We start from the raw sequence: 13,012 nt of genomic DNA on the forward strand, positions 1-13,012 counted from the left end.
ACACCCCTGCGGGGGCCGTCCAGGTCAGGCGCACCTGGTGGCCACCCCCAACGACACCCCCCAGGTGCGCCTGACCTGGACGGCCCCCGCAGGGGTGTCGCGCTACACCCTCGAGCGCAGGATTCGCGATGGCAGCTTCGAAACGCTGGAGGATAACCTTCCGGCCAGCACCACCCAGTACATCGACAACGATGTAGGTAACGGCACACCCTACACCTACCGCCTGACCGCCCGCAATGCCGCAGGCCCAGGCCCCCAGGCCACCGTAGTGGCCGAAACCCCGGCCTACAGCGAACCCGGCTTTGTGCAAACCTCCACAAGCTATTCCTTTGCCGATGACCCGCCCTCGAGCCAGGCCGCGCAGAACCTGGAGGATGAGGGCCTGGACGTGGAGTACTTCAACAACCCCGACCTCACCGGGCTGTACGCCCGCCGCATCGAGCCCAACATCAACCGTACCTTTTCGGGTCAGGGCCCCGTGCCCGGTATGGATCCCGATACCTTCAGCATTCGCTGGACGGGCCTGCTGACCCCCCCCACAACCGACACCTACACCCTGGTGGTGCTGGCCGATGACGGGGTACGCCTGTGGGTCGGTAACCAGCTTCTGATCAACCGCTGGGCCGACCAGAACCTGACCCGCCGCACGGCACAGATTACCCTGAACGGTGGGCAGGCCTACCCCATCAGGCTCGAGTACTACAACCGCGACCCCCGCGGCGCCATAAAACTCCGCTGGTCGCGCGCCGGGCAAACCCCAGTGCTCATTCCCCAGAACGCCTTCAAGCGCCACGCGAAGGCCCGCATCGGCTACTTTGGCCCCAAGCTGCCCTGGCCTACCGTGGCCACCCACGCCACCCTGCTGCCCGATGGCCGGGTGATGACCTTCCACGGCCTGGACCCGGTGGGCAAGGGCCAGAGCGACAACTACCGCGACTACAGCAAGCACGCCTCTACCCAGGTTTTCGTCTGGACGCCCGGCACCCCCACCGACGCCCAGAGCCAGGCCCGCTACGACAACACCCGCACCGACCTGTTTTGCACCGGCTATGTGCTGGCGGCCAACGGCAAGCTCTACCTGGCGGGGGGCAACCTGGGCTACGACTACTCGGTTCCATATACATCTGGTGAGCACGGCTTTGCTGCAGGCCACACCCACACCAACATCTTCGACCCGGCCAACAATACCTGGGCGGCAGGGCCCGACATGACCCAGGGCCGCTGGTACCCCAGCGTCATTACCCTGCCCAATGAAGAGATGCTGATTATTGGCGGTAATGCCGATCAGCACAACGGCGATGGCATAGACAATGACAAAAACTACATCGCCGACGTGTGGAACCCCTTCAACAATACCCTGCGCCGGCTGACCAGCGCCAGTTCTTCTGGTAAGGGCATCGAACACTTTTACCCCTGGGTGCACGTAGCCCCCAACGGCCAGGTTTTTTTGTCGGGCAGCTACCTAAACTGGTACTACCTGAATACCAGCGGAACGGGTGGATGGGGCCCCATAAACATTCAAACCTACAACCGCTACTACGGCTCCTCGGTGATGTACGAACCGGGCAAGATCCTGGTGCTGGGGGGAGGGGCTAACAACCTGAGCGGCTCAGCACCAAAGGGCGGTGCAACAGCCCAGGTGATCGAGCTGAACCCCAACAACCAGACCATCGCGGTACGCAGAGTGGCCGACATGGCCCACCAGCGCACCCACCTCAACGCCACCCTGATGCCCGACGGGCGCATATTTGTCAACGGCGGCAACAACGATGGCATCAACTACAGCAACGCCACTGCGGTGTACGAAAGCGAGATCTGGTCGCCCAAAACCGAGACCTTCAAACGCGCCGCCGAGGCCCAGTGCCCCCGCACCTACCACTCCACGGCGCTACTGCTGTTGGACGGCACCATTATCACCATGGGGGGCGGTGCTATCGGGGGCGATGATTCACCTTCTTTACCAGAATGCGACAAGACTGCGGGGGACGCTCAGAAAGTCAATCAACTCAACGCCGAGATCTACTACCCCCCCTACCTGCACAATGCGGATGGCAGCGAAGCCGCCCGCCCGGTAATCCAGGCCGCCCCCGAGCGGGTGAGCTATGGACAGACCTTTAGCATCAGCACCGACGTACCGAGCTCGCTGGTCGAGCGGGTGACCCTGGTGGCTTTTGGCTCCGTTACGCACGCCTTCAACATGGGGCAGCGTTTCCTGGAGCTGAGCTTTACCCGCACAGGCCCCCACACCCTTAGCGCTGTGGCGCCGGCCAGTGCCAACCTGGCGACGCCGGGCTACTACCAGCTTTACGTGCTCGATGGCCGGGGGGTGCCTTCCAAGGCCTGGGTTATGCGGCTGCGCGAGGCCGGGCGGCCCTAGCGCACTTCAAAGGGCCCCAGATCGAGGCTGCTGCCCTGCAGGCGGGGTTTGGCCAGAAAGTCGAGTTCGGGGGCGCGCTCGACCACGCCCTTGTCAATGGCGGGGCTGCTGCTGCTCAGGGTGTAGTCGCCCGAGCCATCGGGCTTATAGTTCACAAAGCCGGGGTCCAGGCTCAGGCTGCCCTGGTGGGTGCTGGTCAGTAGACGCCAGTTGGTTGTGTTGTTCCAGACCAGGTTGTTGAGGAAGCGGTTCTGGCCGGTGTTGTTTTCCTCGCTGATGCCCCTGGGGTTGCCCACTACGATATTGTTGGCTACCAGGAAGTTCTGGGCGATGTTGCCGCGGGTGTTGTCGCCCGAGCCGACCGAGATGCCGCCGTAGAGGTTGGCAAACGAGAGGTTGTTGGTGATGGTAACGGCGGTGGCCGCATGCCAGGTGGTGATGCCGAAGCCTCTGGTGCGGTAGGTCACGTTGTTTTGCACCGTACCGCGGGGAGCGCCCTGGTAAATGCCGTGAATGCGGGTGCACGAGCCTGCGTTCAGATCGCCAATGTCGTGTACTAGGTTGCCCAGCATGACCCCATCCGATGAGTCGGGAGAACTCATATTAACCCCGGCCCCGCCGTTGGTGTCGCACTGGGCCCGGATGCCATAGACATGGTTGAACATAAAGCGATTGTACGGGCCCCAGCTAATGATGCCGCTGTTGGTGGCGCCGGTAACTTCGAAGCCGATGATATCGACGTAGCTGCCGCGGACATCGATACCGAAAAGGGTGCCGGGGGCATTGATTTTGGCAGCCCAGCGGCTGTCGGAGGCGATGACGATGCGCTGGGAGGCGGTACCGCTGACGCTGACGCTCACGGATTCGTTGTAGGTGCCTGGGAGGACGCGCAAGACCTGGCCGGGCTTGAGCCGGGCGGCGGCGAAGGTAATGGTAGCCCAGGGACGCTCGCGGCTGCCGTCGTTGGCGTTGCTGCCGCCGGGCCCTACATAAAAGGTGGGGCCGCTGGGAATGGGGTAGCTGGTGGGGGTGCTGCTACTGACCTGGAGGGTCAGGCTGGCACTTCCGCTTCTGCCCTCCGCATCGTAGGCGCTAATAACCAGGGTATTGCTGCCAATGCGCAGGTTGGAAACCACAAAACTGGTGTTAACGGTGGGCCCGGGGGTTATAGGAAGGGCCACCTCGGGGGCGTTGTTGAGTCGGTAGCCTAGACGAGTAACGCCAGTGTCGTCGCTGGCGCTGACCTGGACGGTGCTGCTGGTGTTGCTCAGGTTGGCGCCGCTCACCGGACTCAGAATACGCACCGTGGGTTCGCCAGAAGCAGGCGGAGGGGTTTGTTCGGAACTACAGGCCGCAAATAAAGCAGCCAGGAGGGCAAGGATTAAGCGTCTCATGTCTAAATCTCCCAGGGTGTTAAGCAACGCTTGAAAAGATCACCCCAAACGTTACAGACCATAACCTGGTAGCAATAGAGTTTTTTTTGATAAACGTTAAGTAGACCTTTAGAAAAGACGTAGCAGTAACGAAAGGCGTAACACAAAGGAACCTCGAGCCCTTTGTGGCAAAAAAACCAGCTTTGGCTCAAAAGGCATCTATCCTTAGCGTGTGCAAGGTCTGAAGTACGAACAATGCGCCCACGACTCTATGCAGGGTGGCGTATCCAGAAAAACTGGTTTTTTGGGGCCGAGGTTGCAGTTGGCGTTGGCCGCTTGCCCACAAACAGCGCATCGCGCGAGGCAGCCGCATTTTGAAAGTGGCTTGCTCGAGTACGCGGGTTACGCCTGCGTGCTGTTTGCAGTAACTTCCCAACATACCGTACCCGGGAGGCCTTCTTGTGTTTGAGTCTGCGTGGTTTCTGCTGACTGTTTTGACTTCAATAATTCTGGTGGGCGCTACCATACCCGTAGCTAGAAACCTGGGCGTTGTGGACAAGCCGGGCGTAATCAAGATACACGCCCTTCCTACCCCCCGCTTGGGAGGCATAGGCATTGTGGCCAGCGTGGTGGTGTGGGGTTACTTCACCCAAACGCTTTTGGACTGGTCCTTGCTTGGGCTGCTGATTATTGCGCTCATCGGCGTTTTGGACGATTGCTATAACCTGTCGCCCAGAATCCGCTTGGCTGCAGAGCTACTGGCGGGGGTGGCTCTAGGCCTGCACTTCTGGGAGTCGCTGGGCTGGGTTGCGCTGCTCCTGGGATTGATTCTTGTACCGGTAATGTCCAATGCTGTAAACCTGACTGATGGCATGAATGGCCTGGCTTCTGGCAACGCCCTTATATCCGCACTGGGCCTGGCGGTTTTGCTGTGGGGGGCTAGTAGCGAGGTTCCGCTCACCCTGGTTTTGGCAGGTAGTTTGCTGGGGTTTCTTGCCTGGAACTATCCTCAAGCAAAAACCTTTATGGGCGACGGCGGCAGCCTTTCGATCGGCTATCTGCTGGCCATGTGCTGGCTAATTGCTGCGACCCAGGGCATCACAACCTTCCTGGCAGCGGGCGTAATGCTCTGGTTTCCGCTTTACGATATGCTGGCAGGTATTGTTCGCCGGTGGCGCAGCGGGAAACCCATCTTCGATGGGGATCGCGACCACACCTACGACCGCCTCGACCAGCTGTACCTGCGCAACCCGGCCAAGACTGTACTCGTGGTCTGGGTTACGAGCCTAGTTTTGGTGCTGGCGGGTTTACTGGTGAACAGCGTGTCCTTCTGGCTGGGCATAGGCCTGAGCCTGTTGGTGGTAATTTTGCTGTTCTGGGTTGCGTACCGCCTGGGCTCGCTATAGGCGGCACTATCGTGCCCTTCACAGACCTTGCCGCCCGCGAAAACGAGAACGCGCCTGCGCCCAGACGCAAGTTATACCAGAGGCGTGCTCTAGAAAGACAGCCTCTGGGTTTTTGGTTTTGTGAACTGTCTTTTTGAATCCGGTATTACTCGGCAGCCCGTTCCTGGGCACGGTTGTCTTCCAGGGCTCGGCGGCATTCGCGGAATACATAGAGCACCAGCACGGGGAAGGGAATATCCTGCTCGAGGGCTTCCTGCACGGCAAAGTAGCGCCCGGGATCGGCAGCGCGAACCCTGGGGGCCAGTGCTGCCCATAGCTTGAGCAAGCCTTCCCGGCTGTGCGGAAGCGCTTCCTCGAAGCGCTTGAGTGGATCGGAGGGCGTGTTCATCTTCAACAGATAGGGCCGAGCAGACTTGGTCACGCTCTCAGGGTAGGACGGCTGGTGTTTTTCGACAGTATTCCAGACTATGCACTGACCAACCGTTTAGTTGTGAGGATTCCAGGTAACTCCACTTCCAATGTGCGCTCCAGTAAAGAAAAAGCGTTGCGCATGTACACGGGGTCGGCGGTATTGCCCATTTTGAGCTGTAAGTACTGATCCAGGGTGATGGGGCTATAGGGCAGAGGAGAAATGAGCGGAACCACCAGATCCATCAGGGCCAGCGGGATGGGCAGCAGGGGTTTGCGCGAGCCCAGGGTATCGCGCACCAGCAGCAGCAGTTCGCGGAAGGTGTACTCCTTGGGCCCTACCAGGTTGTAGCTGCGGTAAAAGGTGTGGGGGCGGCTCAGGGCCTGTTCGAAAGCCCGGGCCACATCGCCCACCCAGATTGGGCGGAAAACAAAGCTACCATCGCCAATTTGAGGTATAAAGGGGATGGGGGCGGTAACCAGGCTTTTCAAAATACCCCCAAAGAACTCGTCGCCCTGGCCAAAAATCAGGCTGGGACGAAGGATGGTCCAGTCCAGCCCGGAGGCCTGTACCAGCTCTTCGCCTTCGGCTTTGGTCTCGTAGTAGCGGCTGCCGGTGCCCCGGGCGGTGCCCAACGCCGACATGTGAACAAAACGCCTGATGCCTGCGGCCCTGGCCGCGGCCAGGCTATGGCGCACCCCCTCCACGTGGGCCTGGCGGAAGGTCTGGTCGCCGCGCTCGCGGATGATGCCCACCAGGTAGATCAGGGCTTCCTGGCCCTGGGCGGCCTGCTGAAGACCCTCGTCTTTGGCGGCATCGGCCATCACGTAGCGCACCCCGGCCAGAGGGCCTTCACCCCGCCTCGAGGCCACCGTGACCTGGTGGCCCTGCTCCAGCAGGTGCCGCGCTAAGTGGCTTCCCACATAGCCGCTGCCGCCGACGATGAGTACCTTCATAGAACCTCTACACCGCTTGTAGCATCCGGCTTTCGGCCTCGAGCTCCAGGGTTTTGCGGTCTACCAGATAAATTTTGCGGTAGCCGGTGTCCAGGATGCCCTCGTGGCGCAGGTCGGAGAGCAGCTTGCTGACCGACTCGCGGGTGGAAGCTGTGGCGTCGGCGATTTCTTCGTGGCTGGCGGTAACGTAGACCCCGCGTTCGTCCTGGCCCTGGGCGGCGGTAGCGGCCAGGTAGAGCAGATAGCGGCAGATGCGGCTGCGCAGTTCGCCCCATTGCAGGTGGGTCTCGTAGGCCTGTACCTGAGCCATCTGGCTGGCGAGGCTGGCGGCCAGGGCCCGCAGGTCGTCGCTGGAGAGGGTTTTGGGGTCTACGGCAAAAGCGGCTGCGTCGGTGAGGGCTTCGGCGGTGTACTTGTACTGCCGCTCCGAGAGACCCTCTTCGCCAAAATAGTCGCCTGGCAGCACGTGGCGCAAGGTGAGCTGGCGTCCATCGGGCAGAATTTCGACAATGCGCACCAGGCCCCGCTCGAGGTGGTACAGCACATCTGCACGGTCGCCTGCCCGATAGATTACCTCTTTCCTACGAACCTTTTTCATATGGCCTCCTTGTTCAGGACTTGCGAGACTGCAGCATGGCGGAAAGCAGACGATTTTGCTCCACAGGGAGCACCCTCCCCGGAAAAGCCCAACCCTACCACAGGCCTCCCTCCTTCAGCACCGCTGCGAGCGAATCGGCCAGGGCGCGTGGATCGTTCCCCAGGTAGCGCGCCCCCAGTCGCTCGACGAGGCGTGGGTCGTTGGCGGCGGCGCGTCCGCCAACCACCACCAACGGGGCGAGCGGGCGCAGGGCCTGGTGGGGCAGCGACTCCAGCGAAACCGGCTGGGCCGCCGAAAGCACGATGGCCCTGGCTCCGGTGCGCTCGGCAAAGGATTTGAGGTCGGCGAGGGGGGTGTTGGGGCCCAGGTAGTGCACGGTGTAGCCGGCCCGGCGCAAGAATAGCGCGGTGATCAGGCTTCCGATCTCGTGCTGCTCGCCCGGGAGGGTCGAAACCACCAGGGTGGGCCCCAGCGAACCCCCCATCAGATTGAGCAGACCTTGCAAGGAACCCCGCAGGTATGTGCTGGCAAAATGCTCCTGGGCGGTGGTGACCCGGCCCATGTGCCAGCCGTCGCCAATGCGGCGCAGACAGGGCGAGATGACCTCCAGGATGACCGTTTCCATGGGGTGCAGTTTGTAGGCTTCCGAAAGAACCCGCTCGGCCGCTTCGGTATCGGCGCGCAGCAGGGCCTCCTCGAGCTCGAGCGAAAGAGTTTCGGGGGGGCGGGGTCCTTCCTGGGTCAGGCCCTCGAGGTAACGCTTGACCGCCTGAGCGGGGGCTACCCCCTCGGCGATCCATTGTTTGATATGGCGTAGGGCCTCGAGGTCGGTCTCGCTGTACAACCTGTGTCCACCCGGTGAGCGCTCGGGCCGGGGGAATCCATAGCGCCGCTCCCATTGGCGGAGCAGTGCAGTGGATAGCCCTGTCCGCTCCTCTACTTCGGCGATGGTGTAAACCCCCAGATCGTTGCGCATAAGTAAACCCTTCTGTTGAAAAATAGGATACGCTACTGTATAAGTTATGTCAAGGGTTTGTGGGGATATGTGTCAAACCTGTGTTCAAGTTTAGGAATTTATCCGAATCTGAGGTGGCCCATGCAGCAATTGTTCCCAGACCAACGCCAGCCCGCACCCCTTACCCTGGCGGCCCGTACCAACCTGTGGCCCCTGACCGCCCTGGGTTATGAAATCTGGCGCAAGCGGGCCCTCAGTTTGCTTTCCGGGCGGTACTTTCCCCTGGAGGAAGAGTTTGAGCTGATGCGGCAAAGGGTAGGGCCGGTGGAGGGGCGGGTGTTTTTAGATCTGGGCACCTCTACAGGCCTGTACGCCCGGGCTTTGCTCGAGGCCGGCGCGTCCAGGGTCTATGCCCTCGATCTTTCACCGGCCATGCTCAAGGTCGCCGTGCAGAAGGCCAGCGGACATGCGGGTTTGGTTCCCCTGCTGGCCCGCGCCGAGGCCATTCCCTTGCCCGAGGCTGCGGTGGACGGGGTAGTGGTAGGGGGCAGTTGGAACGAATTCCCTTATCCTCAGGAGGTGATAAACGAAATCTACCGGGTGCTCAAACCGGGCGGGCGTTTGTGGATTATGTTTAGCCACCACTCCGACAGCCCCCTGCAGCGCGTTTTGGAATGGGTGGGGCTGCGTTTCCCGGCCCTTCCAGAGCTAATGGATTCGCTATCCAAAAGGGGTTTCGAGGTAGACGGCTGGCGGGAAAGGTCGGTAGGATTTGTGACAGGGACAAAAGTCACAACCGGGGAATAGGGGCATTCTTAGCCAATAGCACTTTTCGAGGTTTTACCCAGGAGACCACAATGGAACCCAACTGGCAGGCTGTATCGGAAATTATCCGTCGCCACTCGGCTACGTTTTATTACGGTAGCTTGCTGTTCCGGGGCGAAGCCCGCAAAGGTGCCTGGGCCGTGTATGCAGCCTGCCGCATTGGGGACGACGCCGTAGATGAGTCGGCCAACCCGCTGGCCGATTTGAACGAATGGTGGGCCGGAATCGAGCGTGTCTATGCCGGGCTTCCCAGAGAAGACTGGGAAGTGGCGCTGGCCTGGGCCTTAGAGCGCTGGGACATTCCCCACCAAGCCTTTGCCGATATGAAAGAGGGTTTCCTGGCCGACCTGAACCCGGTGCGCCTGGAAACCATGGAGGAGCTTTACACCTACTGCTACCGGGTAGCCGGAACCGTGGGACTGATGATAGCCCCCATCGGTGGGGCGGGTGCAGCGGGCCGTAGTGCGGCCATCAAGCTGGGTCAGGCCATGCAGCTTACCAACTGCCTGCGCGATGTGGGTGAAGACCTGGCGCTGGGCCGGGTGTACTTGCCCGCCGAGCTGATGCACAAGCACGGGGTGTCCATCGAGGATCTGCGCCAGGGTTATATCGGCCCGCGCTACCTGGGTTTGATGCGCGAACTGGCCCTGGAGGCCCGCCGGCTTTACCGCGAGGGCCTGGGGGGCCTCAAGTACCTCCAGACCGGGCGGGGGGCCATTGCGCTGGCGGCCCTGCAGTACCAGGGCATTTTGGACAAGCTCGAGCTGATGGGCTGGGACAACCTCTCGAGGCGGGCCTCGCTTTCCACCTACGAGCGGGTGATGCTCCTGCCCAAGGCCATCTGGCTGCGGGGGGCTTGAGCCCTTGCCATTCACCACACCTGTCTGAAGGTAGCACCTTTTTTCGATAATATTGTGCTAAGCATAAATTGAATTTACTTAATTGACAGACTTGATTGTAAAAGAGCAGTCTGGGCTACCCCTCCGCTACGCGGATAACTTCCAAGGGGCGGTATCGCCCTCCGCTACGCGGATAACTTCGGTCGGGTTGACTTGTTACCGAACGGTAACGAATCAACCGAATCTGGTATGATTTGCTGCGAACACTCAGGGATACCAAAGCTGTCATTTTCCACCTTGGTTAGTGGTTCGTTGAGGTGACTTGCGGTATTATTCGCCCGACATGCCCGACTTTGATGTAGTGGTGGTGGGCGCGGGGCACAACGCGCTGGTGACGGCGGCCTACCTGGCCCAGGCCGGATACCGGGTGGGGGTGTTTGAGCGTCGTAAGGTGCCGGGCGGGGCGGTCTCGACCATAGACCACGAGGGCTTCCGCTTCGACCTGGGGGGCAGTGCGCATATTTTGATCCGCCTGACCCCCATCCCGGACGAGCTCGAGCTATACAAGCACGGGCTTCAGTACCTCGAGCTCGACCCCCTCTTCCACGCCTCCAATGCCAAAGAGAGCTGGTTTGTCTGGCGCGACCCCGAGCGCACGGCGGCAGAGCTGGACGAGCGCTACCCCGGCCAGGGGGCGGCCTACCGCCGCTTCATGCAGGACTGGCTGCCCTTTGGTCAGGCCGTCAAGGAAGCCTTTCTGGCCTCGCCCAGCCCCCTGAACCTGGGCCGGAAGATGATCTGGGGGGCGGGCTTCGGGCGCGACTGGCAGAAGCGGCTGCCGCAGATTCTGCGGCCCTATGGCGACGTAGCGCGGGAGTACTTTAGCGAGGAACGGGTACGGGCCCCCCTGGTCTGGATGGCCGCGCAGTCCGGCCCGCCCCCTTCCGACCCGCTCTCGTCGCCGTTTTTGCTCTGGCACCCGCTCTACCACGTGGGCGGTGTGGCCCGGCCCCGAGGTGGCTCGGGGGGGCTATCGCTAGCGCTGGTGCGGGCCATCGAGGCCAAAGGGGGGCGGGTACACCTGGATAGCCCGGTTTTGCAGATTGCGCTCGAGGGTTCAAAAGCCGTGGGTATCCGCTTGCAGGACGGCCAGAGCGTGAGCGCTCGGGCGGTGGTGGCCGGGGCGCATATCCAAAAAACCCTGGGGCTGCTGCCCCCCGACCGAACCCCCGAGGTGGCCCGGGGCCTGCGGGTGGGTAACGGCTTCGGCCTGATTCTGCGGCTGGGCTTATCCGAGAAGCTCTACTACCAGACCCACCCCGGCGACGAGGCGCGGGTGGGCCTGGGGCTTCTCATTACCGACGAACTGCAACTGAACCGGGCCTACGGCGACTACCTTTCCGGCGAACCCACCCGCGACCCGCCCCTGATTGCCATGAGCTTTAGCGCAGTGGACGAAACCCTGGCCCCTCCGGGGGGCGAGACCCTGTGGCTGTGGGCGCAGTACTACCCTTACCGGCTAGCTTCGGGAAGCTGGGAAAGCCGAGCCCAGGAGGCGAGGGAGGGGGTAATCCGGAGCTTTGAGCGCTTCGACCCCCAGATCCGCCGCAAGATTGTGGCCGAGCTAATCCAGACCCCCCTCTGGCTGGAGAACGAGTTTGCCATGCCCAGCGGCAACGTGATGCACCTGGAGATGACCCCCGACCAGATGTTCATGTTCCGGCCCTGGCTGGGGGCCCACGAGTACCGCTTCCCCGGGGTGAAGGGGCTCTACCTGACCGGGGCCAGTACCCATCCGGGCGGGGGCATTATGGGGGCCAGCGGGCGGAACGCAGCCCGTGTGCTGTTGGGGGATTTGAGCCGGAAGCGGGTGTAAGGTTCGGTTGTTATCTTGGGTACAGCGCTAAGCCGATTGAGTTTGTAATCCCGGCTAGCCCAAGCCCGGTGTTGCGGCGTAGCCTGATACAAGGTGAGCGAGCCTTACGACTACATCATCGCCGGAGCCGGTGCGTCGGGCTTGAGCCTGGCCTACTACCTGATGCAGGCCGGGCTACGTGAAAAGCGCATTTTGTTACTCGACCGGGCGCCCAAAACGTCCAACGACCGCACCTGGTGTTTTTGGGAGGTGGGGGAGGGCCCCTTTGAAAACGTGGTGTTTCGCAAGTGGAACCGGATCTGGTTTCATGGTGAAGGGATTTCCAGTCGGCTGGAGATTGCCCCCTACACCTACAAGATGATCCGGGGCCTGGACTTTTACGCGTTTATGAACCGGTGGGTCTCGGAGCAACCCAACATTGTCGTTCGATATGGTGAGGTCTCGCACATCGCAGAACGGGAAGGGGGGGTGGAGGTAGGGCTCGAGGGGCAAACCTTCCGGGGCAGGTGGGCTTTTAGCAGCCTGTACCGGCCACCTCCTCAGAACCCCCGGTATCATTACCTGCTGCAGCACTTCAAGGGCTGGGTTGTCCGGGCCTCGAGGCCGGTTTTCGATACGGAGGCGGCTACCTTCATGGACTTCCGGGTGGCGCAGCAAGAGGCGGTGCGGTTTGTGTATGTGCTGCCCTTCGATGCCCAGACCGCGCTGGTGGAGTACACCCTGTTCTCGCCAGAGCTGCTGCCCCCAGAAGCCTACGATGCGGGGCTACGCGAGTATCTAAAGGGCATTCTGGGCCTGGAAAGCTACGAAATCCTCGAGAGTGAGTTTGGCATCATCCCCATGACCGATGCCCCCTTTCCCCGCAGGCAAAGTGCCCATGTAATCAATATCGGCATGGCCGGAGGCCGTACCAAGGCTTCTACCGGCTATACCTTCCGGCGTATTCAGGAGCAGTCGCGGCGCATGGCCGAGGCGCTGCAAAGGACCGGGCAGCCCTTTTATCCGGAGCCTGCGCTCAACCGGCATGCCTGGATGGACAGCGTGCTGCTCAACGTGTTGGGAAAACAGCGCAGCCCCGGCAAGCAGGTTTTTAGCGACCTCTTTCGCAAAAACCCGCCTGAGCGCGTGCTGCGCTTTTTGGACGAGGAGACCGGTTGGCTCGAGGATTTGCAAATTATGGCCTCGGTGGATATTCCGGCCTTTTTGAGGGCAACCCTCGATGTGCTGGGCATGCGCTGGCAGGGGGCCAGACAGGGTGCCATGGCCCCAAAACGGGGATAGCGTGAACCTGCTGTTCATTACCCTGCTTACGTTTTTATTGGCCTGGGGCGGGCTGGTCTGGGTTCGCTCACCCCAGGGGGAGGCGGGCCCGGCCTGGCTGCGCTGGTGGGGCGGGCT

11 protein-coding genes are annotated in these 13,012 nt (G+C 61.6%); 6 read left to right on the forward strand and 5 right to left on the reverse strand.

Going from position 1 to position 13,012, the window contains the following annotated elements:
• A partial coding sequence (locus Mhypo_RS14920; RefSeq protein WP_119342075.1) for a PA14 domain-containing protein occupies nucleotides 1–2,377 on the forward strand: 2,377 nt, incomplete at its 5' end.
• On the opposite strand, the gene Mhypo_RS14925 is transcribed toward Mhypo_RS14920, so the two are convergent.
• Nucleotides 2,374–3,771 (reverse strand): DUF1565 domain-containing protein, encoded by a 1,398-nt coding sequence (locus tag Mhypo_RS14925; RefSeq protein WP_170148320.1) that lies wholly within the window; start codon nucleotides 3,769–3,771, stop codon nucleotides 2,374–2,376. The genes Mhypo_RS14920 and Mhypo_RS14925 overlap by 4 nt on opposite strands.
• 440 nt (nucleotides 3,772–4,211) lie before the next feature.
• On the opposite strand from Mhypo_RS14925, the gene Mhypo_RS14930 reads away from it, so the two are divergent.
• On the forward strand, nucleotides 4,212–5,156 hold the full coding sequence (locus tag Mhypo_RS14930; protein WP_119342076.1) for a glycosyltransferase family 4 protein: 945 nt from the start codon (nucleotides 4,212–4,214) through the stop codon (nucleotides 5,154–5,156).
• A gap of 145 nt (nucleotides 5,157–5,301) precedes the next feature.
• Here Mhypo_RS14930 and Mhypo_RS14935 read toward each other — a convergent pair whose 3' ends face one another.
• The 4 genes from Mhypo_RS14935 to Mhypo_RS14950 form a co-directional block, all read right to left on the reverse strand.
• Nucleotides 5,302–5,577, reverse strand: a complete 276-nt coding sequence (locus Mhypo_RS14935; protein WP_240637276.1) for a hypothetical protein — start codon at nucleotides 5,575–5,577, stop codon at nucleotides 5,302–5,304.
• Between the two features lie 44 nt (nucleotides 5,578–5,621).
• Nucleotides 5,622–6,521, reverse strand: coding sequence for a complex I NDUFA9 subunit family protein (locus Mhypo_RS14940; RefSeq protein WP_119342078.1), 900 nt, complete (start codon nucleotides 6,519–6,521; stop codon nucleotides 5,622–5,624).
• 7 nt (nucleotides 6,522–6,528) lie between these two features.
• Nucleotides 6,529–7,119 carry a transcriptional regulator LdrP gene (gene ldrP, locus Mhypo_RS14945; RefSeq protein WP_119342079.1) on the reverse strand — a complete coding sequence of 197 codons (591 nt, stop codon included), beginning with the start codon at nucleotides 7,117–7,119 and terminating at the stop codon, nucleotides 6,529–6,531.
• A 94-nt stretch (nucleotides 7,120–7,213) separates the two neighbouring features.
• Nucleotides 7,214–8,095 (reverse strand): MerR family transcriptional regulator, encoded by an 882-nt coding sequence (locus tag Mhypo_RS14950; protein WP_119342080.1) that lies wholly within the window; start codon nucleotides 8,093–8,095, stop codon nucleotides 7,214–7,216.
• A 120-nt stretch (nucleotides 8,096–8,215) separates the two neighbouring features.
• Here Mhypo_RS14950 and Mhypo_RS14955 point away from each other — a divergent pair, with 120 nt between their 5' ends.
• The 4 genes from Mhypo_RS14955 (at nucleotide 8,216) to Mhypo_RS14970 (ending at nucleotide 12,895) form a co-directional block, all read left to right on the forward strand.
• Nucleotides 8,216–8,881: a class I SAM-dependent methyltransferase gene (locus Mhypo_RS14955; protein WP_119342081.1), complete on the forward strand. Its 666-nt coding sequence runs from the start codon at nucleotides 8,216–8,218 to the stop codon at nucleotides 8,879–8,881.
• Between the two features lie 50 nt (nucleotides 8,882–8,931).
• The gene (locus Mhypo_RS14960; protein WP_119342082.1) at nucleotides 8,932–9,759 is read left to right on the forward strand and encodes a phytoene/squalene synthase family protein; all 828 of its coding nucleotides are present in this window, start codon (nucleotides 8,932–8,934) and stop codon (nucleotides 9,757–9,759) included.
• A 322-nt stretch (nucleotides 9,760–10,081) separates the two neighbouring features.
• Nucleotides 10,082–11,614, forward strand: a complete 1,533-nt coding sequence (locus tag Mhypo_RS14965) for a phytoene desaturase family protein (RefSeq protein ID WP_119342083.1) — start codon at nucleotides 10,082–10,084, stop codon at nucleotides 11,612–11,614.
• Nucleotides 11,615–11,707: 93 nt separating this feature from the next.
• On the forward strand, nucleotides 11,708–12,895 hold the full coding sequence (locus Mhypo_RS14970) for a lycopene cyclase family protein (protein ID WP_119342084.1): 1,188 nt from the start codon (nucleotides 11,708–11,710) through the stop codon (nucleotides 12,893–12,895).
• Nucleotides 12,896–13,012 lie beyond the last annotated feature (117 nt).

It is taken from the genome of Meiothermus hypogaeus (genome assembly GCF_003574035.1).
Classification (GTDB): domain Bacteria; phylum Deinococcota; class Deinococci; order Deinococcales; family Thermaceae; genus Meiothermus; species Meiothermus hypogaeus.